This is a genomic window from Mesotoga infera (assembly GCF_900157305.1).
Taxonomy (GTDB): Bacteria; Thermotogota; Thermotogae; order Petrotogales; family Kosmotogaceae; genus Mesotoga; species Mesotoga infera.
The window spans coordinates 1,611,075-1,634,363 of record NZ_LS974202.1 but is presented as its reverse complement, the minus strand read 5'-3'; the positions used below and the strand labels follow the sequence as shown (position 1 = coordinate 1,634,363).

26 protein-coding genes and 1 pseudogene are annotated in these 23,289 nt (G+C 46.5%); 17 read left to right on the top strand and 10 right to left on the bottom strand.

All coding sequences use genetic code 11. The features are described from left to right. The first annotated feature begins 262 nt into the window (after positions 1-262). Complete coding sequence (locus tag MESINF_RS07325; RefSeq protein ID WP_231936663.1) at positions 263-688, top strand: hypothetical protein; 426 nt, start codon at positions 263-265, stop codon at positions 686-688. 15 nt (positions 689-703) lie between these two features. On the opposite strand, the gene MESINF_RS07320 is transcribed toward MESINF_RS07325, so the two are convergent. The 4 genes from MESINF_RS07320 to MESINF_RS07305 all read right to left on the bottom strand — a co-directional run bounded on the left by MESINF_RS07320 (position 704) and on the right by MESINF_RS07305 (position 3,140). Then, entirely contained in the window at positions 704-1,417 is a 714-nt protein-coding gene (locus tag MESINF_RS07320; protein WP_169699210.1) for an N-acetyltransferase, read from the bottom strand. A gap of 67 nt (positions 1,418-1,484) precedes the next feature. Further along, positions 1,485-1,832, bottom strand: coding sequence for a DUF4345 family protein (locus tag MESINF_RS07315; RefSeq protein WP_231936662.1), 348 nt, complete (start codon positions 1,830-1,832; stop codon positions 1,485-1,487). A 60-nt stretch (positions 1,833-1,892) separates the two neighbouring features. Beyond that, a complete protein-coding gene (locus tag MESINF_RS07310; RefSeq protein ID WP_169699208.1) occupies positions 1,893-2,504 on the bottom strand; it encodes a TMEM175 family protein in 612 nt (203 codons plus the stop codon). A gap of 9 nt (positions 2,505-2,513) precedes the next feature. Beyond that, complete coding sequence (locus MESINF_RS07305) at positions 2,514-3,140, bottom strand: NAD(P)-dependent oxidoreductase (RefSeq protein WP_169699207.1); 627 nt, start codon at positions 3,138-3,140, stop codon at positions 2,514-2,516. A 211-nt stretch (positions 3,141-3,351) separates the two neighbouring features. Between MESINF_RS07305 and MESINF_RS07300 the strand changes: the two genes are divergently transcribed. The 3 genes from MESINF_RS07300 to MESINF_RS07290 all read left to right on the top strand — a co-directional run bounded on the left by MESINF_RS07300 (position 3,352) and on the right by MESINF_RS07290 (position 6,951). After that, positions 3,352-3,723, top strand: coding sequence for a Thrombospondin type 3 repeat protein (locus MESINF_RS07300; RefSeq protein ID WP_169699206.1), 372 nt, complete (start codon positions 3,352-3,354; stop codon positions 3,721-3,723). Between the two features lie 209 nt (positions 3,724-3,932). Then, positions 3,933-5,027 (top strand): transposase, encoded by a 1,095-nt coding sequence (locus MESINF_RS07295; RefSeq protein ID WP_169697944.1) that lies wholly within the window; start codon positions 3,933-3,935, stop codon positions 5,025-5,027. A 91-nt stretch (positions 5,028-5,118) separates the two neighbouring features. After that, a complete protein-coding gene (locus MESINF_RS07290; RefSeq protein WP_169699205.1) occupies positions 5,119-6,951 on the top strand; it encodes a diguanylate cyclase in 1,833 nt (610 codons plus the stop codon). A gap of 89 nt (positions 6,952-7,040) precedes the next feature. On the opposite strand, the gene MESINF_RS07285 is transcribed toward MESINF_RS07290, so the two are convergent. Continuing rightward, positions 7,041-7,403 carry an FGGY-family carbohydrate kinase gene (locus tag MESINF_RS07285; RefSeq protein WP_169699204.1) on the bottom strand — a complete coding sequence of 121 codons (363 nt, stop codon included), beginning with the start codon at positions 7,401-7,403 and terminating at the stop codon, positions 7,041-7,043. A gap of 147 nt (positions 7,404-7,550) precedes the next feature. Here MESINF_RS07285 and MESINF_RS07280 point away from each other — a divergent pair, with 147 nt between their 5' ends. Next, on the top strand, positions 7,551-8,234 hold the full coding sequence (locus tag MESINF_RS07280; RefSeq protein WP_231936909.1) for a zinc-binding dehydrogenase: 684 nt from the start codon (positions 7,551-7,553) through the stop codon (positions 8,232-8,234). On the opposite strand, the gene MESINF_RS07275 is transcribed toward MESINF_RS07280, so the two are convergent. Further along, complete coding sequence (locus MESINF_RS07275) at positions 8,215-8,871, bottom strand: alpha/beta hydrolase family protein (protein ID WP_231936661.1); 657 nt, start codon at positions 8,869-8,871, stop codon at positions 8,215-8,217. The two genes, MESINF_RS07280 and MESINF_RS07275, sit on opposite strands and share 20 nt — an antisense overlap. Positions 8,872-9,204: 333 nt before the next feature. Here MESINF_RS07275 and MESINF_RS07270 point away from each other — a divergent pair, with 333 nt between their 5' ends. From MESINF_RS07270 to MESINF_RS07250, 5 genes are read left to right on the top strand one after another with little or no spacing between them, the layout of a single operon-like run. Next, positions 9,205-10,386, top strand: coding sequence for a DUF401 family protein (locus MESINF_RS07270; RefSeq protein WP_169699203.1), 1,182 nt, complete (start codon positions 9,205-9,207; stop codon positions 10,384-10,386). A gap of 52 nt (positions 10,387-10,438) precedes the next feature. Continuing rightward, positions 10,439-11,584 carry an ABC transporter ATP-binding protein gene (locus tag MESINF_RS07265; RefSeq protein ID WP_408631270.1) on the top strand — a complete coding sequence of 382 codons (1,146 nt, stop codon included), beginning with the start codon at positions 10,439-10,441 and terminating at the stop codon, positions 11,582-11,584. After that, complete coding sequence (locus tag MESINF_RS07260; protein ID WP_169699201.1) at positions 11,574-12,458, top strand: ABC transporter permease; 885 nt, start codon at positions 11,574-11,576, stop codon at positions 12,456-12,458. Before MESINF_RS07265 ends, MESINF_RS07260 begins: the two co-directional genes overlap by 11 nt. Further along, on the top strand, positions 12,458-13,246 hold the full coding sequence (locus MESINF_RS07255; protein WP_169699200.1) for an ABC transporter permease: 789 nt from the start codon (positions 12,458-12,460) through the stop codon (positions 13,244-13,246). Before MESINF_RS07260 ends, MESINF_RS07255 begins: the two co-directional genes overlap by 1 nt. A 14-nt stretch (positions 13,247-13,260) precedes the next feature. Beyond that, positions 13,261-14,274 carry an extracellular solute-binding protein gene (locus MESINF_RS07250; RefSeq protein WP_169699199.1) on the top strand — a complete coding sequence of 338 codons (1,014 nt, stop codon included), beginning with the start codon at positions 13,261-13,263 and terminating at the stop codon, positions 14,272-14,274. A 168-nt stretch (positions 14,275-14,442) separates the two neighbouring features. Here the strand turns inward: MESINF_RS07250 and MESINF_RS07245 are convergent, their stop codons facing one another. Beyond that, the gene (locus tag MESINF_RS07245; RefSeq protein WP_169699198.1) at positions 14,443-15,159 is read right to left on the bottom strand and encodes a sugar phosphate nucleotidyltransferase; all 717 of its coding nucleotides are present in this window, start codon (positions 15,157-15,159) and stop codon (positions 14,443-14,445) included. 328 nt (positions 15,160-15,487) lie between these two features. Between MESINF_RS07245 and MESINF_RS07240 the strand changes: the two are divergent. From MESINF_RS07240 to MESINF_RS07210, 7 genes and pseudogenes are all read left to right on the top strand, one after another. Further along, positions 15,488-15,946, top strand: a pseudogene (locus tag MESINF_RS07240) (MEDS domain-containing protein); the annotation flags it as partial. Positions 15,947-15,976: 30 nt separating this feature from the next. Continuing rightward, entirely contained in the window at positions 15,977-16,657 is a 681-nt protein-coding gene (locus MESINF_RS13675; RefSeq protein WP_331838483.1) for an HD-GYP domain-containing protein, read from the top strand. A gap of 125 nt (positions 16,658-16,782) precedes the next feature. Then, the gene (locus MESINF_RS07230; protein WP_169699195.1) at positions 16,783-17,097 is read left to right on the top strand and encodes an antibiotic biosynthesis monooxygenase; all 315 of its coding nucleotides are present in this window, start codon (positions 16,783-16,785) and stop codon (positions 17,095-17,097) included. 36 nt (positions 17,098-17,133) lie between these two features. Next, positions 17,134-18,243, top strand: a complete 1,110-nt coding sequence (locus MESINF_RS07225; RefSeq protein WP_169699194.1) for a M24 family metallopeptidase — start codon at positions 17,134-17,136, stop codon at positions 18,241-18,243. 190 nt (positions 18,244-18,433) lie between these two features. Further along, positions 18,434-18,877, top strand: a complete 444-nt coding sequence (smpB, locus tag MESINF_RS07220) for an SsrA-binding protein SmpB (protein WP_169699193.1) — start codon at positions 18,434-18,436, stop codon at positions 18,875-18,877. A gap of 143 nt (positions 18,878-19,020) precedes the next feature. Then, positions 19,021-19,584 (top strand): hypothetical protein, encoded by a 564-nt coding sequence (locus MESINF_RS07215; RefSeq protein ID WP_169699192.1) that lies wholly within the window; start codon positions 19,021-19,023, stop codon positions 19,582-19,584. Between the two features lie 19 nt (positions 19,585-19,603). After that, on the top strand, positions 19,604-19,921 hold the full coding sequence (locus tag MESINF_RS07210) for a hypothetical protein (protein ID WP_231936660.1): 318 nt from the start codon (positions 19,604-19,606) through the stop codon (positions 19,919-19,921). A gap of 2 nt (positions 19,922-19,923) precedes the next feature. Here MESINF_RS07210 and MESINF_RS07205 read toward each other — a convergent pair whose 3' ends face one another. Genes MESINF_RS07205 through MESINF_RS07195 form a run of 3 tightly spaced genes read right to left on the bottom strand, consistent with a single transcriptional unit; the run spans position 19,924 to position 23,289 of the window. After that, positions 19,924-21,009, bottom strand: a complete 1,086-nt coding sequence (locus tag MESINF_RS07205) for an Ldh family oxidoreductase (RefSeq protein WP_231936659.1) — start codon at positions 21,007-21,009, stop codon at positions 19,924-19,926. A gap of 1 nt (position 21,010) precedes the next feature. Beyond that, positions 21,011-22,135 (bottom strand): M20 family metallopeptidase, encoded by a 1,125-nt coding sequence (locus MESINF_RS07200; RefSeq protein ID WP_231936658.1) that lies wholly within the window; start codon positions 22,133-22,135, stop codon positions 21,011-21,013. Beyond that, positions 22,111-23,289 carry a UxaA family hydrolase gene (locus MESINF_RS07195; protein ID WP_169699191.1) on the bottom strand — a complete coding sequence of 393 codons (1,179 nt, stop codon included), beginning with the start codon at positions 23,287-23,289 and terminating at the stop codon, positions 22,111-22,113. The genes MESINF_RS07200 and MESINF_RS07195 overlap by 25 nt, the downstream gene beginning before the upstream one ends.

The following is a 23,289-nucleotide window of genomic DNA, read 5'->3' as shown; positions in this document are numbered from 1 at the left end:
CAAAAACCAGAGTCGTTCTTTTTGTTTGTTTATAGGTGCGTCTCCGATAAAATTTCCATGGAAGGTGAGACAATTGAAGAGACGGGAATGGCTCGAAAAATATAAAAAAGATATATTAGGTCGACCCACACGAAGTGCGGCAAGTTCCGAGAAACTCAAGGACTATCTGCTTCGAATGGTGGGATTTATTGAGGAATCCTCAATCGTTGCGGATTTTGGGTGTGGTGTCTGCAGTCTTTGGCCACTTTTGCGGGACATGGGCATGCGAATAGTGGGAGTCTCCTGCAACAGAAAGGAGCAGCAACAGAAGGGAATCCGGATAATGAACATAGAGATGGCCGATTTCAACTTTCTTGGCATATTTGAAGGTTTTGTGGCGGTAGACCTTCTGCAACGTATTCCGCCCGAGCTCTGGTCGAAAATTCTGTTGAAGATCTCGCGTTCCATTAAAACCGATGGCATGGGCCTAATAATTACCGAGTTGAGCGAAGAGGAATCGGCCCGTTCGGTTTTCTCGGACCTCAAAGGCGACGGTTTTCCCGTGGTGATTGGAGAAAACCTGGAAGATGGTGAGTACATTTTCAGACCGCTAAAAAGCTGGTACGATCAGTGGCTCAAAAATGCCGGATTGTCCGTTTTCAGAGAGGAAGTTATCGATTCGGTAGTCTATTCAATCGTGAGAAAGTGATACATTCCCTCGGGTTCAACGCACCAGATAAAAATCCTGTTGAACCATATACTCCTTGAATCCGAGGGCACGAGAAACCTTAAGTGAGCCGTAATTCAGTACGTCGTGTCTGTATTGAACCAGGTTTTTGCTTAAAATTCCCCATTCGCTAGATTTAGAACCCAGAGCCTTGCCAAGTCCGAGTTCCCTAAAGTCTGGAATGGTTATAATACCAATATCGGCGATCTTCCCCCATTTGATGATGCTGGAAACGGCGACTATTTCTCTTTCGTAAAACGCTCCGAAAACCGCGACATGATTGAGCTCTACATATCCTTCCGCCAGATCCTCGCGCGTGCAATGACTTCTGAAATTATAAAACGCCGTCCTGTCGCCCAGATTTAACCTGCGAACAATGAATTCATCGGGCGGGTCGTAAGGTACAAAGTTGGAGGGATTTAAATATTTTATCGAAGTTTTCCGCCCCCTCCTCAGCGATCCTCCGGATAGAGCGGGGATCTTTTCAACACTGAATTCGGATAGCTTTTCGAAGTTTCTCACGATACTTTCGAGTGCGGGATCGAAAATCAGGACTATTTTGTTTTCAAAAGAGAAAACACTAACCCGACCGCTCTCACTCTTCTTTCCTGGAATTAACAAAACCGATTCTCTTTCCAGGGCAGTCGAATCGATACCCATGTACCCGGTCCATTCTTCGAGTATTCTGAGTTTCATTTCTTCCTCTTTCAAGCTTGGTACCTCCATTCTTACTGGGTGGAAAAAAACATGTAATGTTTTTATCACGACCGAGATGTTTCTAGGATGGAATCACCATTATCAATCCAAAGCCTGCTTCCACCAGTAGAAACACGATGCCGAAAGATTCAAAGGATCTATCCAGAAAAAGCGATATCAGACGTGTCAGGGCAACGAAAATATAGACCACTCCAACGAACGTTAAGGCTATCGGGTGATTAAAAAGAATAACAGGAGCCAGACCTAGACCCAGGAAAACTCCACCCATGATGGCTCTGATCTCAACCCTTCCTCTCTCTCCGGCGGCAGAAAACCCGGCCAACCTGGCGTAAGATTGGGGCCTTATAATAATGTACAGACCCGTTATTGCAGTGAGAGTAGAGATAATAAACTTGACGATAGTGAGCACTATATTTACGCCTCCCAAGAATTCTATATTATTCTAGCAGCACAATGTTTCGATAGCAAATCAATAGCGGATTATAAGAGATCTGAAAAAAAGCAGCAGATAAACAAGATTGCTCCATGCGGAAGTAAAGATACTTATCACCATTCCAAGTATAGGAACGAAGACGGAGAAGAAGTTCTTCTTTCTAATGTTTCTGATGTCCAACTTGCTTAGAACCTCCTCTTGAACGAGATCGGTATTTCTTATCAGGTACTCCCACTCAATTAAAGCTATTATTTCCAGCATCAAAATATTCCCGTGGAAGAGAAGCTCTACAAATTCGAAATCTCCGTAATCACTCAACAGAGACGTGGTCAACGGAATGAGAGTAATAAAAAGAAGATTCAAAAGGCTCAGCCACAGGTGAAGATCATCTGTCTTCCTCAAAAACTTCATTCGTTTGTTTCCCGAAATCCAGAGCGATCCAACCACGAAAAAGGAGATACAATAACTGAACAGCTCATAGTCGAGGCTGAGGATATATTTGATTAGTTCACTTTGAGAAATTATCTCTCCCGGTTCTGGAATCCTTATTGTGAGCACAAGAAGAGTTATGGCTATCGAAAAGACTCCATCTGTCAACGCCTCCAGCCTGTTGACATTGATCTGCCGGTCTGAAGAGGAAAATCTCAAATCCCTCTCCTAATAAGCTATGCCAACTCTCTTCTGTGAGTACTCCGAAGTGAACAACAGATTATAGGCAAATTCGGCCACGTCTTGAACCGAGATACGTTCACCGTTTTCCGGAAGAAAGTCAGCCGCGACCCGGTAACTCTGGTTACCCTCGGCAAATGACATAAAGGGAGGACACACAACCGTCCACTCCAGTTCGGAAGTCTTTAGTATTTCGAAAGCATCTAAGTACTCCCGCGATGTCTTTTTCAGATACTGAGGATAGTTAGGCGAGTCAAGTCTGAGTTCTCGCGGTGATAGTTGAAGAATGCCAGCGTTGGCTATAGCGACTAACTTGGTAACTCCCGATTCTCTGGCGCCGTTGATTATGTTCTTCATCGCCACCGCCAGCGTATCGTTCACGCTTCCGGAGTTATCGGGACCGAGTGCGCTTATTATGGCATCCTGACCCCTTATTGCATCCCTCACGGCCTGGCTGTTAAAAACGTCTCCCGCATGTATTTTCAGATTTTCTCTCCTCACGGTGAGCTTGGAGATATTTCCAACAAATATCGTCACAATGTGATTATCGCTGAGAGCCCTATCCAGGACCACTCTCCCAACTCTGCCAGTTCCACCAAACACTATTATCTTCAAGGCCGTTACCCCCTTTCATTCCTATACTTAATATATTATAGACTCAACTCGAAAAATCCAAATAACCGTTAACGTACAATACAGCCGGAACGGGCAGTCTTGGGTGGGAGATTTCGAAAAAACGCGATTATTTACCTCTAACTCTAAGAAAACTCTAAGGATATGGTCATAGACTTGGGATGTGAGAAAAATTCACGTGGAGGTGTGAAAGATGAAAAAGATACTGATTATCACTATAGCCATACTTATGGTGGGAGCGATCGCAACGGCAGCAGGACTGGGATTTAGAGCTCAGGGCATCAAGCAGGCTCAGGTCGGCTCAGGTCGATGCGAAGCATTCGTTGACGAAAACGGCGACGGAATTTGCGACTCATACGCACTGAGACCCCAACCGCAGGATGGAACAGGTAAGAGATGGGCTGCCGGAAGAATTAGTGGAGGTTTCAAAGGTAACAGAGCTGCAAACAGAGGAACCGGATTGGCTGGCCAAGAGAATTTCGTTGATGAGAACGGCGACGGGATATGCGATCTTCTTGGTACCAGAAATGGTATGGGTAGAGGCAAAGCGTTCGGTAGAAAGTAATCCCGCCACTGAATAGACGGAGAGTCCCTACGGGGACTCTTTTTTATCGCTCCACACAAAATCTTCATATGAAGATAGCTTGAACTGGCTGTCGGTCTCAACTTATGCATTTTGACTTAACCAAAAGAAGGAAATAGGACAGGGTCATTGAAAAAGGCATGAAATCATCGTATATTCGTGGTGACGAAACCTTACGAAAGGATGATTTCATGCCCACAACGAATATATCACAGATTATCTCGGATGTCATCGGTTCAGTTCGCTTCCTACGTATAGAGCAGAGAAGGTTTGTTGAAGGGTATTCCTGTGCCCTCTTCCTGTCCGCTCATAAGAACACCAGCAGACTGGCCCCCTTCTGTTCTTCTTCTCAGTCATCCATCTCGAGAATGTTGAGCTCTCAGTCACTCTCCACAAGAGACCTTTCATACGCGAGAGTAGATTACATCTCTAGATTCCTCCAGGAGAATTTTCTCGAGTTCAAGTACATCATTCTGGACGAGACTGTCATGAAGAGGAGAGGAAAGAGAATCGAGAATCTCGGGAGCTTCTACTCAACCATAGAGAATAGAATCGTGAGTGGAGTCTCTCTCTTGAGCGCTATAGGCTGGGTGAAAGATAAACTCTACTTCCCTCTCTTCTCCTCTTTGAGAGACGAAGAGAATCTCACAGACCAGTTCATTCGAATGCTCGAGAGAATCCCCTTCAAAGATACTATCCTCATGATGGATGGAGGAATACTCTGCTCGGAGATATTTCTGAAGGCTATGGAAATGGGTTTCACAGTAATCGGAAGACTCAATCCTGTACTGAATGTTATCTTTCAGGGGCGCAAGCTCCATCTGTCCAAATTGAGAGACAAAACTCGCGGTCTCTCTTCTATCATTGTGAAGATACCCAAATACAACAATGCCACTGTCAAGCTTGTCTTTCATAACACAGACCAAGAGAACAGAATCATCCTCTCAAGCGATACTTCTCTGACCGATTGGGAGATCCTTGAGCATTATAGGAAGAGAAACTACATCGAGACCTACTTCAAAGCAGTCAAGCAGAACTTCGGTCTCAAGGCTCAGGTCTTCTCCTCTACCAGTTTTCAGAAGCATGTAGAGCTTGTCCAGCTTGCCTTCACTACATGGATGATCGCCAACTTCTATCGCTCTGTCAAAGACCAGGTCTCTCTCAGGGATTTCCTTGAACTGATCAAATTCGATTACTTCTTCCAATTAGCTCGAAGCTCTTCCGCTAGCGACTCTTCTATCCACTTCCTTCTTCCTCGCTTTGTTAACTCGAAGTGCATAAGTTGAGTCGGTGATTTGGTCTTTCTTTGTCATACTGAAGCCAGTTTTTTGTCAAGGTACACAGGATATGCTAAGATAATTCTACCGGGGGTAAATGATGAAATCAAATCTTTCAATCATTATAATGATAGTATTTATCTTTGCCTGTATCTCATTAAAAGCCAACGTACTCGTCTTCGGAGGTGACAGAGATTACCCTCCCTACGAGTATATAGATGAAAACGGCGACTATACGGGTTTCAACGTTGACATTATGAGAGCGGTAGCCAGAGTTCTGGGAATGGACTTAGAAATAGAGCTCGGTGAATGGAACTACATAGTCGAGAAGATGAAATCCGGTCAACTCGACGGTCTGCTGGGCATGGCGGTAACGGCCGAACGCGAAAAATTGTACTCCTTTTCGATCCCACACAATTATCTTTACATGAGTATCTTTCACAGGAAAAACACCTCGATAAGCTCGGTCGAAGAGCTGCGCGACAAAGAGATAATCGTTCAAAAGAACGGTGTTATGCACGACTATCTTCTGGAAAACTCAATCACCGACAAAATAATCACAGTCGAGATGCCACTCGACGGATTGAAAATGCTTTCATCGGGCAAGGGCGATTTTGGTCTTTTCGGCAAGTATCAGGGGCTGTACCTGGCCAAACAGAACAACCTGAAAAATCTGGCTGTTTTTGAAAACGCCGTCTTCGAGAGAGATTACTGTTTCGCCGTTTCAAAAGAAAACCAGGATCTTCTCGGCCTACTCAACAAAGGCCTTCTCTTTATAAGGGACAGTGGCGAATACAGAGAAATCTATAAAAAATGGTTCGGCACGCTCGATTGGTTTGAAGGCAACGTTCAGAATATCGTGTTCTGGGGTACGATCGTTATATTGCTGTTCCTGATAGTGGTTTTCGTGCTTTCTATATGGAATTCGACTCTAAAAAAGCTTGTTGAAAAGAGAACCGAGGAACTGACCAGTAGAATCTCCGAGTACGACAGCCTCCAGAATAAAATTCGCGCCTTGCATGAAGTTACACTTCAGATGAAAAAATGCAGCGATGAAGAAGAAGTTTACGATCTGGTTGTGAAGGCCGCAAGAGAGATTCTCAAATACGATTATTACAGTCTCGACATCGTAGAAGGTGATTTTCTAGTGGCCAAAAGGTACTCCGACACCATAGAGATCAACTCGAATGTGCCAAAATACGAGGGAATCGCCGGTAGAACATTGAAAACGGGAGAGACGATAGTAGTCGACGATATCACCTCGGTCGATTACGCGCTCCCATCAAGCAATAAGATCAGGTCGCTGATAAGCATCCCCATGGGTTCTTTCGGTGTCTTTCAGACGGTTTCTTTAAAGCTGGCTGCCTTCAGCAGGGAAGATGTGGAACTGGCCGAGCTACTCATCTATCACGCGGTCGGTGCGATCGACATCATACGCAAAACGAAAGAGATAAGTTTCCTGGCCTTCCACGATTCGCTGACGGGACTTTACAACCGCACCTTTTTCGATGAAGAGATATTGCGGATGGACACTTCCAGAAACCTGCCAATATCTCTGATATTCGGCGATGTGAATGGTCTGAAGATCATAAACGACAGTTACGGCCACTTCTACGGAGACGAATATCTTAAAACTGTTGCTGGAACTATAAAAAGCTCATGCAGACAGGAAGATCTCGTTGTTCGCTGGGGTGGCGACGAGTTCGTAGTTTTACTTTTCAGAACTTCGGAGCAACAGGCCAGGGAAATCATCTTCCGCATCGAGAGCAACCTGGTCGCCATAAGAGACTTTCCTGTAGCCGTGAGCGTTTCTTTCGGTGTTTCCACGAAGACCTCCAAAGATCAGAATATCGCCAATTTAATCGAAGAAGCCGAATTCGAAATGTACAACCAGAAGGGATTATCAAAAAAATCCGGTAAAACCATGAAATGAAGAATGATCCGGCGGCTACGGATCGATGGATCACCTCGACGATCCATAGGGCAGGCCTCTGGTGTGGTACAACTCCGGTTAAGTGAGCGCTAGCCCCTTTTGATTCCTGCAAGCTTCTCAAAGGTCTCCCTGAGCGAAAAATAGGTTTCTTTGAAGAGATCATAAAGTCTCAGATATTGCTTGTGCTCGTTTCCCAACGGCTCGATTTGTTCGACATCTACTACGAAATCTCTAGCGGCTGAGAAATCGAAAAGGCCGGAACCTACTCCGGCAATTATCGCGGCACCCATCGATGTCGCTTCTTCAACGTTTCGTGGAACTACCAGGACTTTCCCAAGAATGTTAGAGAGTATCCTTTTCCAGCTCTCGCTTCTGGCACCACCGCCTATGACACGAATCTTGCCTATCGGTATCGACTCTTCGATGGTATCCAAGATCCATTTGAGATTCATCGAGACGCCCTCAACACAAAATCAAAATTAGTGGTTGAGAGCGGTTCTTTTTGCGGTAAATGCGCCAATTGCAGAAATGGTCGCGTTGATCTATGCCATGACAGAACACCGAACGTTTTCAGTCGGGTCGAGAGTGACGGTTTCGCCATGGGTTTCGCCGAGAAGATAATCGTTGACAGTCAGAACGCTGTCCCTTTCGAGGGAGTCTCCTTCCTGGAGGCCTCTCTCGTAGAACCTATGGGAGTCGCTCTGGATTTGAGCTATACGGTTAAGCCTGAATTGAACGACGATGTGCTGGTCGTCGGTCTGGGACCGATCGGACTTATGGCTATTCAGATCGCGAAGGTCATGGGTGCCAGACGCGTCTTCGCAGCCAACCACTCCCGTTCCAAAATCAGGATCGACGTGGCCAAACAACTGGGTGTGGACGAAGTGATAGAGGTGGATAAGACGCCCATAAGTTCATACCGATTCCCCCGTGGCGGAGTGGACAAAGCACTTGTGACAGCTCCTCCTTATGTCATACCCGAGGTGCTGAGAGTCATGAACTATGGAGGTGTCGTAGGGTTCATCGGTATTGATTATGGCGAAGGCCGATTCATAACTTTCGACGCCAATACCTTCCATTTCAACAAACTCCAGCTCAGAGCCTCGCATGCCGTGCCTGCCCTTTACTTCCCCATCTGTATCGATATGATCAAGAGCGGTGCGGTGAACGTGAAGCCCCTGATAACCGACACTTTCACACTCGAAGATATAGAGATAATGATGAAGAGGGCCGAAAAGGAAAAGGACAGGGTAATTAAAGCAGTTATGATCGGCCGAAATTAACGAAAAAAGTGGCTGCCTCCCGCAGTACCCATCTTTTGAAAAGTATTGAAGACAGGTGTCCGGTGGGCAGCCACTTCACTTTACAATCCGGTATCGCCTGCGATAGTTCAAGGGTCGATTTCTTGGGAATGAAGATGTCGAAAAGTGCACCTGTGAGCAACGTGGGGCATCTCACGAACCTGGCATAAGTAAGAGGATCGTATTCAAGGCAGGATATAGGGGCGCTCCCCAGTTCCACTTCGGGACCTTCGAGAGAAGCGGTGTAGTCGTGAAAGATTTTCCCGTGCATCTCATGGCACTTATCTCTGTTGCAGGAACCGTCCTCTTCGTATTTAACTCTCATAACCCCCGTAACGAAGCTCTTCCATGTTATGTGATAGAAATTTCCTCCGGTAACCGTCAGTGAAAGCCCGGAGATGCCTCCGTCGATGGCGGCCGTAATAACTGCGATGAAACCTCCGAAGCTGTAACCCATAAGGTAATAGGGGGGAGAACAGGTCGCTCTTAGATACTCCAGACTGGTCATGGCATCCACCACGGCGTTCTCGAATCTATCACGCAGTACGTCGGTGCGGGGATCGAGAAACAATTGGCCCGACCTGTATCCGTCCGGTGTTCTCTCGAAATGGTAAGGCAAGATCATCATCGCGCCCGAAAGGCCGTATCTGCCGAAATTCTCGGGAAACCAGCGCAGGTACTCAAGGTTACGCTCTCCTCTGCCGTGAAGGAAAAGGACAGTTCCTTTCTCGCCTTCCCTGTATATATAAAGGGGGATTTGATCGTTCTCGAGAAAGCTGCATGGGAAGTTCGACCTAAGAACGACACGTTCATTCCTTCCCGAACGCTCTTTCTCGATAACCGAAGTCTCTCTGGAATAACGTTTGGCGAAAATCTCCTTTTTGATTCTATATCACCCCAATTAATTATATAATAGTGCGATAAGCTAACCGTGCTTTATTAGGAGGCTGATATGAACACTCTCGCGGTTGTAATCGCCATCGTCGTTCTTATTGTATCGCTTAGGCTTTTCAAAGACATTTCTTTGTCGCTGCTCTTTTCGGTTCTTACCATAGGGTTAATACTTCTAATCCACCCGGGAGATTATCTCAAAGCTTTCACCACAGAGATAATGGACTGGAACTTCTGGAAGGTAATAATAACCGTATTTTCTATTTACCTGTTGGGTGAGACCATGGACAAGAGCGGAAATTCAACCAGGTTCGTGAGAGCTGTAGAAAAACTCTTCCCCGAACCCAGAGTTTCGATATCGTTGATGCCCGCAATCATCGGTTTACTGCCCATGCCCGGAGGCGCGATGTTTTCGGCACCCATGGTAAGGGATCTCGCTAGAAGCGATCCATCTATCACCGACGAAGATGCGATGGTTTTCAATTACTGGTTCAGGCATGCCATGGAATTTTTCTGGCCGCTCTATCCTGCTCTGGTAATAGCGGCTGGCATATCGGCAATCAGTATAAACAAACTGGTTCTCTGGCTTTTTCCGATAGGACTCGTCGCACTCGTGAGCGGTTATCTTTTGATGATAAGAAGACCCATAAGAATCAGGTACAGTAACTACGCTATCAAAGAGCTCCTTATAAGTGCCTGGCCTATCATCGCGGTCATCGTTCTGGTAATACTTAATCAGCCTGGCTGGCTGGCGGTTATGGGAACGGCCTTGATATATCTGTTGCTGAACAGGAACAAGAAAAAGGTTATAGTCGCCGCACTCAAATACAAGACCTTCATACTTCTTTTAACGGTCTTTTTTTACAAGAACCTGGTCGATATCGCCGGGATACCACAGGCGATGGGCAGTGAACTGATAGCTTGGTCGATACCCCCCATCACTCTGGTGATTCTGTTGCCTTTTCTCATGGGCTTCATGACCGGTGTCACCCAGGCCGGCGTCGGTCTGAGTCTCCCTCTCATACTCAGTATGGGCAGCGGTTATGGTACACTCTCTACTGTCATGCTGGCCTATACATTCGCTGTCGTGGGTGTTTTGGTCTCCCCCATACATCTTTGCACAGTGCTCACTGTGGAGTATTTCAAAACCGAATATACTAGAGTCATGAAGAGGATATCCGCGGTCACACTTCTCTCAATCGCGGCAAGCGTGGTGGTTTTCCTGCTGTCCAAGTCAACTTGATATTAACACAGGAGAAGATCTACAAGGGGTATACTTCTACTTACTGATTTCGATTGGAGGTGAGAAGGAATTGAAAGATTACTCCGTTGTCCTTACCAATGTCACAAAGATATTCGACAACGAATTCACCGCTGTGGACAACGTTTCTTTGAAAATAGAACAGGGCGAGTTTTTTTCTCTTCTGGGACCCTCTGGTTGTGGCAAGACTACTATTCTAAGGATGATAGCAGGCTTCGAAGATCCAACTTCCGGTAGCATAATGCTGAACGGTAAAAATATCATCGGTACACCTCCAAACGAAAGGGAAGTGAACACGGTTTTTCAAAACTACGCTCTCTTTCCACACCTGAATGTCTTCGAAAATATAGCTTTCAGCCTCAGATTGAGAAAGGAGAAAGAGGAAGAGATCAGGCAGAAAGTCATGAACATGATCGACTTGACGAGGCTGAACGGTCACGTCGAGAAGATGCCCTCACAGCTTTCTGGAGGTCAGAAGCAGAGGGTGGCTATCGCCAGAGCCCTTGTGGGGAAACCCACCGTGCTTCTTCTCGATGAACCATTGGCGGCGTTGGATGCCAAGCTGAGACAACATATGCTTGTCGAGCTAGATACGATCCACGACGAAGTGGGAATAACCTTCATCTATGTAACTCACGATCAAAGCGAGGCCATGTCGATATCCGACCATGTGGCGGTGATGAACGAAGGCGAAATTATTCAGTATGGAACGCCTTTCGAAGTCTATGAAAGTCCTGTCAATGCTTTCGTTGCCAATTTTATCGGAGAAACCAATTTCTTCACCGGAACCGTAGAAAAGGTTGAAGAGGAATACTTTATGCTCGACACCGGCAGGTTCGGCAAGATCTGGTTCTATAAAGATATGGAAGTCAAGATCGGTCAGGTTATCCAGGTTTCGCTCCGACCGGAAAAAGTAAAAGTGACTAAAGAAAAGCCAATCACCCCGCAAGGGATCAAGATAAATATACTCGAAGGAACGGTGGACGAGACTATATATCTCGGAAGTCAGACCAAGTACACCATAGCGGTTGGCAATCATTATCTCCAGGCCTTTAAACAACACGTGAGATACCTGTTGGACGAGGTGATAATTACCTGGAAGGACCGTGTGTACGTCTGGTGGTTCGCTGACGATAGTTACGTCCTGCGCGAACCTGGTGGTGTCTCAATTGAAGAGTAAGAGAGATTTCACGGGTTTTATGGTCTCTATGCCCGGTGTACTCTGGCTGACAGTCTTTTTTCTGATCCCGTACATTATAATCATCATCTACAGTTTTCTGACATCGGGAATTTACGGTGGCGTGGAGCTGCCGTTCACTCTCGAGGCTTACTCGAAGATGCTGGTCAACGCTGGTTACTGGCAGATACTCTGGAGAACTGTCTGGATATCCATTATTGCTACGTCGATCTGCGTTGGGCTTGGACTTCCGGCAGCTTACTTCATCGCCACGTCAAAACACAGGAACATTTTTCTCACTCTGGTCATCATACCCTTCTGGACAAATTTTCTGGTCAGAATCTTTGGTTGGATGGTCATACTGGGGCGAAACGGCTTGATCAACTCCTTCCTGCAACTACTGGGTTTGAAAGAGCCCTTGAGCTTTATGTATACACCCGGGGCTGTGATACTGGTGATCGTGTACATGTACCTTCCGTACATGATACTCCCGCTTTACAGCGCGATAGAGAAATTTGATTTTAGACTCATAGAAGCGGCTATGGATCTTGGAGCCAAAAGAACCCAGGCAATTTGGAAAGTGCTCATACCTTCGATAAGGGGCGGAATTGGCGCAGGAGTCATACTGGTCTTCATACCGGCTCTCGGTTCGTACGCCATCCCCGACCTGGTTGGAGGCGCCGATGGGGCGATGCTTGGAAACCTCATCGCCAGACAGTTGACGGTCGCGCGTAACTGGCCGTCGTCATCGGCGATATCGATGATCTTTCTTCTTATCTCGACACTCGGACTTCTGGTGTACCTAAGGATCAACAAAGTGCAGAACAAGAGAAGGGTACAGGTGAGCGAAATCTATATGAAAGAGGAGGAAGGCTGATGGAAACCAAAAAAGTCATAGGCAAGCGAAGATTTTCTATGACGATTACAACGATAGTTTTCGTTTTCCTCTATCTTCCGATTTTCGCCCTGGTCGTTCTTTCTTTCAACAGTGCGAGACAGGGTGTTGCCTGGACGGGCTTCACCTTGAAATGGTATGCGGAACTCTTCAGGCAATCGGATATTTGGGCGGCCTTCTTAAACACGATTATAATTGCCGTCACTTCCTCGGTCGCAGCTACGGCGATCGGTACCTTCGCCGCTCTGGCCCTGTACTGGTATCAGTCGCGTCTCAAGAGCTATCTCGGAATTCTCGTATATACACCCCTAATAATTCCCGATATCCTGATGGGTGTATCGATGCTGGTGTTCTTTGTGGCCGTAGGGTTACCTTTAGGTCTATTCACAATATTTCTAGCCCACGTAACATTCTGTGTATCCTATGTCACCGTGACAGTCATGACGAGGCTCGAAGACTTCGACTACTCGGTGGTCGAGGTTGCGAGGGATCTGGGAGCTCGCAACCGCCAGGTATTTACAAAGGTGGTTGCGCCGATAATTATGCCTGGAATCATGGCAGGTTTCCTTCTATCGCTGACGCTCTCCATAGACGATTTCGTCATAACCTTTTTCGTGGCTGGCCCCGGTTCGACCACACTGCCGTTGAAGATATTCTCGATGATAAAGTTCGGAGTCTCTCCTGTGATAAACGCTCTTTCAACACTGCTCCTTATAGGAACACTTTTCGTCTCCTTTTTCGGGAGCAAGTTCAGAAAATTAATCTTTTAGGAGGTGGTACGTAGATGAAAAGAGCTACGATCTTTCTTTTTCTGGTTTTATTGGCCGTACTTTCTCTAGGTAAGGGGAATCTTATCCTTTACGGCTGGTCTGATTACATTCCTGAAGAGGTAATAGAGAATTTCTCCAAGGAATACGATGTAAAAGTGACATACGACACTTACGATTCCAACGAAACAATGTTCGCCAAACTCAAAGCCGGGGCGAGGGGTTACGACCTGGCCATGCCTTCTGCCGACTATACAAGTATCATGATCAAAGAGAATATGCTGTTGAAGATCGATAGATCGAAAATCGACAACCTGATCAACATCGATCCCGACATAATCGAACAGATGTACTACGATCCGAACAACGAATACAGCATACCTTACATGGTCGGCACGACCGGAATAGCAGTGAACACCCTCTATCTTCAGGACTACCCGAAATCCTGGGAGATCTTCCAGATGCCTGAATTGAGAGGCAAGATGACTCTTCTGGACGATATGAGAGAGGTCTTCGGAGCCGCTTTGAAATACCTTGGGTATTCCGTTAACACGACCGACGAGGCCCAGTTAAAAGAAGCGAAGAATCTCATTTTGGAATGGAAGAAGAATATAGCCAAGTTCGACAACGAACTCTTCGCTAAAGGTGTGATTTCCGGAGAATTCTGGGTGGTTCACGGATACGGCGAAAACATATTCTACGAGGCTACCGAAGAAGAACTCGAAAATATCGATTTTTTTATCCCTCGAGAGGGTAGCACCATGTGGATAGACAGCTTTGTAATCCTCAAAGGGGCAAGGAATATAGATAACGCTCATCTCTTCATAAACTACATACTCAGGCCGGAAGTGTCGGCTAAGATCTCAGATTACTTGCTTCTTCCCTCTCCAAACGTACCGGCAAGAGAACTGATGGAAGAGGAACCGGTTTACACGGCCCAGGAAATGGAAAACACCGAGTTGATCAAGGATCTCGGAAGAGATTTGAGACTGTACAATGATCTCTGGAACGAGATAAGGTTCGGTCTTTGATCTCGGACAGTCTGACAAAATCGAATAAAAAGATAAGACCGGGAGCTTCTCCCGGTCTTCGTAACTCAGGGGTAATCGTGCTGCTGACAATCGCTTTGCATTTCAAAGGGGTTGTGCCTGTGGTTTCTCTGGTCTCTGATGTTGAGACTCGCCCCTTCAAAAAAAGGTTCACTGTTCAATGATTTCTTCGGCTGCTTTTAAGTCTTCGGGGGTGTTCACTCCGAGAAATTCTCTCTCGTTGTTTGTCACAAAGCCGCATATATTCTTGTTGTCAGCGATTGCCATGGACACTATGTCGGCTATGTAAATTTCTCCTGTACTTTCGTTAGGAGATAACTTTTCTATATACGCCTCTACCACGGATTTCTTCAGAATTATCGGACCAATGTAGAACTCCCACGGAGGGTCGAAATCGGGAACTTTCTTCTCCTGGAAAGCTATAACTCTTCCTCTCTCATCCCTTTCGACCAGGGCGTAGGGGTATCTCCTTTCCGTAGTTCCCGAAAGGAAAGTGATATCGCAGTTTCTCTCTATGTGCAGCGAGACCAGAGATTTCAAAGAATCTCTCGAGATAAGTACCAAATCGGCATACATAACCAGTATATCCTCACCGTTTTCAATCAAATTCAAAGCCTGGGCAAGCGCATCGGCCGTTCCCTTCGGAACACTCTGATAAGCGAAAGTAACGGGAACTTTCAGTTGGGAAAGGAAATCTCCCTCGAAATCGGGATTAATTACTAATATGGCTTTGCGGCTTGCTGTAGCATAGAAGGCCTTTTCAATTACGTGTTCGATCATAGTCTTACCCTTGATCTTCACTAGTGGTTTTGGCACTGATGATCTCAGACGTTTTCCCTGCCCGGCGGCAAGAATGACCGTTATCAATTGAAACACCCCTTTCTGCACACCCTTTTTCAGAATGATAGCACGTTTGAAAGACAGAAAAACTGAAATTTCGTTCAACGCTCAACTTATAACTCATCAATAATTACGTACCACCCATAACTGCTCCGGATACAGAGTTTGAATCCTTCCCTAACCTATAAAAAATGATAAGTTGAGTTATTGTGAGCATATTGATGAATTGTATGTCAACTATAATTATTATTTGGTAATTATGTCATCTAAAACGCAATATTGCATTATTCAACAATCGCCATGATAGAATTCACTTAAAAGTATTCTCATTCTTTCAAGGGGTTGATTTTCTAATATGAAACAAGGACAATCTAATTCAACCGAGGTGGGCTCACACAGCGTTATTTTGTACAACGATCTATCTGAGATTGAAAGGGCTCTTGGCAGTTTTTTTTTCAGCGGATACAGACGGGAGAAGAAACTACTTTTCATCTATGACAGGCTCACTCTGGCTGACCTTCTGAGAGCCATAGAACCCTATGGAATGGATCTCGAGGAGTTACGTGATTCCGGCAGGATTGAAGTTGCCAGCGCGAGAGATACCTACTTGAGAGATGGCGTTCTAGATTTGGAAAGGATGGCGAAAAAGCTCGAAGAAAAAACGTGAGAGGCGCTTGATAGCGGATTCGACGGACTATGCGTGGTCGGAGAAGGCTCATGGATATTCGATGAGAGCTTTAATGCGGCCAAGATGCTTGAGTACGAATCGAAGATGGACGAGTTTATCGGCGAAAATCCTCTCGACGCCTGCTGCATATACGATACATCAGTCATAAACAAAAGGATGCTTCTACAAATTTCCGGTCTTCACCCGTTCATTTTCGATACTGATAGTTTTACACCAAACTACGATTATTTCAAAGACACTTACGGACATGTTTGTGAGAGTGACGAATGTAGGCAATTATACATGGGAACGGCGACCATGGCTTCGGAGATGTTTAGAATCAGGGGTTTCTATACCGAAGATCATTGCAAAAACGTATCTAGACTTGCCTGTGCAATAGCCAGAAAGATGAACGAAATTAGACTGGCCGGAGAACTGGAAACTGCTGGAATGATACACGATATCGGTATGATGACTATATTTTCAGAAATGATCGGTAAACCAGGAAAGCTCGCCTGGTTTGAATCACAGCTTTTACATGAACATCCTCTCGTGGGATACGAACTCGTGAAGAAAGTACCCTTCCCTCGCCCTATTGCAAAAGCCATACTGGAGCACCATGAAAGGCTGGACGGTTCGGGATATCCGTTGGGATTAAAGGGCGATGAAATCAGCATTGGAGGTAAAATTTTGGCCGTGGCCGAGGTCGTATCGGCCATGAGTTTCTACAGAATCTACAGGGACGATTATGGAGTAGAAGTAGCTTTGAATGAAATTGAAAAAGAAGCCGATCGCTTTTACGACAGCGATGTGGTAGGAGCCTGTTTAAAGTGCTTCGAAGAAGGCTTTGAATTTTAGACGTTTTAAATGGCAAACGACACGTAATGTTCTTTCGAAGGACGCCGGACTTTATTAGAGCTCTTTTCCGTAGCGGACAGATCTGTTGTTTCACTGGAATCTCACAATCTTCGGGGGTGTTGACGATGATAGTAACAGTAGTGGATATTTATGTCAAGAGCGAAAAGATAGATGAGTTCATTGAAGCTACTACGCTCAACCATAAAAGCTCCGTTATGGAAGAAGGGAATCTCAGATTCGACTTCCTGCAGGATAGATCAAAACCGAATCACTTTCTTCTTTACGAAGCCTATGAATCGGAAGATGCGGCTGCGGCTCACAAGAAGACCGATCATTATTTGAAGTGGAAGAGCACCGTAGAGAGCTGGATGGAGAGACCGCGCATTGGAACCCAGACGAATGTCATAGAACCGTCAGATATCGCTTCGTGGAAGAGATGATAATATATCGGAACAGAGACCGGGTGAGGTGTGGAAATGCTTTTAGAGCTTTTTAAAGAAAGGGTAGAAAGCGTACGGTCTTTATTTGAAGAGAATGGAGCAGATGCTCTTTTGATAAGCAAGTGCAACAACTTCTCCTGGTTCACATTCGGCGCGCGCAGCCATATAACACTCAACGCGACCGAAGGAGAGGCTTCCATTCTGGTGACACGTAACGGAGTCTATCTGCTCATAAACAACATTGAACTTCAAAGACTCATAGATCTGGAGTTGCCTAGAGAAATACAGGGGGAGCTTGAAATTGTCGAATACGACTGGTTCGAACGTATCTCCGCCGAAAAGAGAGCGATCGACTCGATAGTGAAAGGCAAAGTCATCTCCGATACCGGAAGATACGAGACCGGCACCGTAGATCTGGTATCTCTCAGGAGCGTCTTGAGCGATTACGAAGTGGAATCTTATTCGGATCTTGGAAGTGAATGCGACGAAATCTTCTCGGATGTGGTTTCCTTGTTCACACCGAAGATGACCGAGCTCGAAGTTCAGGGAATCATGTACCGGGAAATGTCGAATAGGGATATAGAACCGGTGCTCACACTAGCCTTTTCCGAGGAGAGTACTCTAACTTACAGACACAACTTATCGAGAAACACGAGGCTCGGAAGAAGAGGCTTCGTAAGCATTTGTGCCAGGAGACGCGGCCTGATCGTCTCCTCTTCTCGCTCTTTCATGTTCGAAGAAGTCAAAGGAATCAGAGAGCAACACAGGCGCAACTGCTATGTAGATTCGGTGGCGATCGCCTCTTCAAGGCCCGGAAAAAAACTTTCCGATGTGTTCGAAAAGATAAAGGATGCCTACGCCTCGCAGAAAGCTCCAGGAGAGTGGAGGTTCCATCACCAGGGAGGTCTTGCCGGTTACTCTCCCAGAGAAGTGGTTGCCGACCCGTACACTTCCGTAGTGCTTAAAAGCGGAAACTCCCTCGCCTGGAACCCGACGATCAGGGGTACCAAGTCGGAAGACACAGTCGTGTTGCTTACCGGGCAAAATCGAATCGTTTCATATCCTCAATCGAGCAGATGGCCGGCCTTAATTTTCGAAATCGAGGGCCATACAGTCAGGAGACCGGATATAGTGCTTTTGAAATAGCTCCGATTCATAAACATTTACAAACTACTCGCGATTTTATTGAATACCATTAGTACGCCGACTACGCAATAGCGCTGGCATGGTTTCCTAATTTGAACGAATATAGGAAGGGATCACTCAGAGATCCCTTTTCGCCGATGCGGGCAGATGTGATACAATCTATTTCGCAAAGTCGAGTGGAGGTATTAGCGTGAAGATCGTAGTGACCAACAAAAAGGCGAGGTTCCAGTATCATCTACTGGACAGCTATGAAGCGGGGATGGAGTTGATGGGAACGGAGGTGAAATCTCTAAGGCTTGGAGGGGCTTCGCTTGTAGACGCCTACTGCAAAATAGAGAACGGAGAGTTGTTTCTTATAGACTGTAACATCAGTCAGTATTCTCACGGAAATTTCTGGAACCACGACCCCAGAAGGAAGAGAAGGTTGTTAATGCACAGAAAGGAGATACTGAGACTGGACCAGAAAACTAAAGAAAAAGGGCTCACGATAATTCCTACAAAGATCTATTTCAACGATAGAGGTAGGGCTAAGATCGAAATATCTCTGGCCAAAGGAAAGAGGCTTTTCGATAAGCGTGAAGATATAGCACGTAGAGATGTCGAGAGGAAATTGAGACAGCGTGTCGATATTTGAATATCAAGAGAGAGAAAGATTTTTCAATACGCGACCAGGCTGCATCAACGGCTTTGAACGTCCATGTTGTTGTGGTATAATCAATCTGATTTATACTGCCAATAATGCCAAGAGCTTTGCAATAATTTAGGGGAGGTGTATTTATGAAGAAAGTCGCTTTGGTAGCTCTGCTCCTTTCTGCGGTTATTATGGGTTTCTCTGCACCTAAAGCGCTTATCGGTGGAGCCTTCGGTATCAACGCCACCAATCCAATTTATCAACCTGAAAGATGGGGTGCCGGTGCGCTGGATCTGTCTCTTCAGCTTCCTTTCACTGAAAAGATAGGTACAACGCTGAGTGCTCAGGCTGCTATAAGGTATCCAACTAACAAGATAGGTCTCTTGAATGCAGACATCTACTTCCAGATTTTCGAGGTTTTAAATTTACAGGTAAGGCTTCTTGTTAGCATTGGTACTGTGCAGGATACAATTGTTGGTCAGCAATCATGGGTTCTCTGTGGATTTGATCTAGGTGCTCCGCATCTGGCCATAGGGGGCGGTTTCCAGGTCATGGCACCAATTACTGAAAAGGTAACGCTCAACGGTTACGCAAGGGGCTACAGGGTTTACAAATACGCAACCCGCCAGGAAGGAAACTTCCCCGGTGGAGACTACTGGCCTCTCCCGGAGTTCTTCTCTGTAGGTCTCGGCGTTCTTTATTCATTCTAGTCAGGAGCTAAAGAGCTTTTTGATTAAGAGGTTTTGTTTTTTTCTGTTCCTTTCTTTTCTATGTGTGAGTTTAGCGGTTACGGGTTACGACAAATTTCTTCATTATTCTGTAAGTTATACCGCCTACGGTTTTTCGAGCTTTCTGCTCGGTAACGTGGGCGGTTTTCTTTTTACATCGGCTCTTGGAATAGGCAAGGAGATCTGGGATTTCACTTCACGTAGAGGTACAGCCGAGTTCGAGGATCTGATCGCAGACTTCGCTGGAATGATAGCGGCATACCATCACATCCGAAGTCTAGACTTCAGGCCGCTTTTTATATTTCAGGTAGTATTTTAGTCTTATTGCAGTAATTGGCCAGGGATCTGGAGGTTGTTCCTTTCCGCCAGTGCGACCAGGTTTCTGACAGTCTTCGGATCAAGAGTAACTCCCTTAGAAAGAGAATACATCCTCGAAAGCTCTTCCTTCTCTCCGTGGTAGTAGATCTTCTCACTTCCGCGAGCCTTCTCGCTTGACACGACGCCGTCAATTATCGATTGAATTTGTTGTTTCATACTTTCCGGTTCTCCAAAGAGCTTCAAATCCATTGCACCGAAGAAATGGCAGACGCCGGCGACTCCTTCCCTATAAGTCAGGGCGCTCCACGAACCAAAAGAGAGACCGGCCGATACCAGATCAACAAGCAGAGAGAGTCCATACCCCTTATGACCGCCAAACTCCTCACCGGAACCTCCCAGTGGGAGAATTCCACCTGGTCTCCTGTTGTTGAAATTGGCAAGAACCTCTCCGGGGGAATTTGTATCAACACCAAGGCTATCGACGGCCCATCCTTCGGGAATTACTTTTGCCAGTCTATCGTACACTTCGAGTTTTCCCCTGGTCACTACGCTCGTTGCCATATCTAGTATGAAGGGATGCCTAGAACCGGGAATGGCAATGGAAAAGGGATTAGTTCCTAGAACGGCCTCTCTTCCAAACGTCGGCACGACCAGAGGGTAGCTGTTGGTCATGGCAATTCCAATCATATCTTTTTCGAGTGCCATCTCGGAATAGTAGGCTGTAATTCCGTAATGGTTCGAGTTTCGTACGGAAACGAACCCCACAAGGTTATTCCCAGCCTTCTCTATGGCTAGATTCATAGCCCATTTTGAAACGCTCTGCCCGGGCCCTCCCCGGCCATCTACAACGGCCGAGAGGGGAGTTTCGTACTCTATCGAAGGCGTTTTATTCAGTTTTATATGGCCGGCGTTTCGTTCGTCTATGTATCGCTTGAGTCTCGCGACTCCATGAGAGGGTATTCCCCTTAGGTCGGCTTCCAGCAATACATCGACGATATCGGTCGAAACATCCTGTCCAAACCCTTCAGCAATCAGAATATCCACACATAGATTTCTCAACGACCCACTGTCTATTACTGTCATATCCATTTCAGACACATCCTTGAAAGAAATTTCTAGCGATCTTCCCATAGAGTTCCCTGGCGGTATGGATCTCTTCCAATTCGACGTACTCGTTGGCCTTGTGGGCCATAATGGCCGCCCCCGGTCCGAGTATCACGGTCTCGATGCCAGCAGGGGCTATAAAGGCTCCGTCGGTGAAGTATGTCATTGTCAGCGGTTCCGATTTTATTCCCATCTCTTCGAGAGTGGAACGGGTATAATCGACCAATCTTCCTGAAGAGCTGAAAGGGTTGCGGGCGAGTAGAACCTTCTGACCGGCGCCTTCGAATCGCGAGAGGATTTTGTCTATGATTCCGGTGACTTCCGAAAGCGAGATGTTGCTCATAAAACGGATATCTAGAACACAACTGGCGGAATCGGGAACGGTGTTCTCTTTGGAACCTCCCGATATCTTGTTCAGACTCACTGTCAGGCCCTCAATACTCCCCAGTTCATCGGCGATTTTTCGATACGCATCTATAAGAAGGAGGACCGCGTTGATCCCCTCTTTAGGCTGTGAGCCGTGGGCCGATTTTCCCTTGAAGCTCAGTTCGCTCCAGACGGCCCCTTTTTCTCCGCTCGCAAGTCTCATCGACGTGGGCTCACCGATCAACGCACCGGCTATTTCAAGCGTATTTTCTTCGAGGAATCTTTTCACCCCGCTACAACCAACCTCTTCGTCACAAGTTGCCAGAAAGGCAAGATTTCCCCCGAATCGTTCATCACTGGAAAGATCGATGAAAGCCGCCAACATGGAGGCGAGCCCGGCCTTCATATCTGCCGATCCGCGGGCATACACCCTTCCGTTTTCAACAACGGGTTTGAAGGGCTCGCTCGTCCAACCCGAGGCAGCCGGCACCACGTCCATATGTCCGGTAAAAAGCAAGAAAGGCAGCCTACCGTTCCTGTCGATTTTAGCGAGAAGATTTACCCGTCCGACATCAACTCTCTGAATCGTGGAGCCTATACCGTAACTCTCAAGCGTTTCTTTTATATATAGAGCCAGAGACTCTTCGTTGCCTGGAGGGTTGGTCGTATCGTATTTGCACATTTCAAGGAAGATTCTTTCCAACTCGTCTTTACCCGGAATCATAGCTTTATACCAACGTTCCATATAGAATAATCGTCCTGTCCGAGGAGTTCTGACTTGGTTTCCGCTCCGTTGGAAACGTCGATTAACAAATCGAAAAGCCTTTCACCGCTCTTTTCAAGAGTTTCTCCTCCGGAAATTACAGCGCTGCAATCGAAGTCGATGCTGTCCCTCATTTTTACTGCCGTGTCGCGATTACCGGTAATCTTTATCACCGGAGCGATTGGATTTCCCGTAGGCGTTCCCTGACCAGTAGTGAAAAGTATGATGCTGGCGCCACCGGCGACCATACCCGTTACGGACTCAACATCGTATCCGGGAGAGTCCATTAGATAAAGACCGGGAGCCCTTTCTATACACTCTCCATACTCTTTGACTCCCACTATAGGTACTTTGCCGCCTTTTATCATTGCTCCAAGAGATTTTTCTTCGAGAGTGGTAAGCCCTCCCCTCACATTTCCCGGAGATATGTTATTTGGAATATTCTCTCTATCGACCATGTCGCGGCTGTTATTTCTGCTCTCGTTGATCATCCTCTCGAGCATGCGGGTGAATCTTTCCTTCTGAGAATCGTCACTCATACGCTCGAAAAGGAGATGCTCGGCCCCCACTAGCTCGGTGGTTTCCGAGAGAATCACCCGACCGCCGTTTCCCCAGACCAGATCGGCCACATGTCCAACAACGGGATTTGCGGATAGTCCCGATGAAAAATCCGAACCACCGCATTCTACACCGATCGTGAGCGCTGAAAGCGGAACACTCTGTCGCTCTATCTTCGAAGCCTCGATCACAAACTCCCTGGCCTTTTCCCTCCCCAATCTTATGGCTTCACCATTACCAACCTCCTGTACCATTATGAGCTCGACCGGTTTGCCAGCCTGGGCGATCAGATCTCTGAGCTCGTGGGGTGAAACCCTTTCACAGCCCAGGCCTATAACTATCACCGCCGCCACGTTCGGGTTGAGGGCGGTATTTATTAACGTCCTTCGGGTTTGGTGAAAGTCCTCTCCCAGTTGCGCACAGCCCTGGTTGTGTCTGGCAACCGCACAACCCGGCACCGACGAGGCTATCCTTTCGGCGACCTTCGAAGAACAGATAACGCTAGGAAGTACCAACACGTAATTTCGGAAACCCACATTTCCATCCTTTCTTATGTAACCCTTTATAGTTTTGTGCAT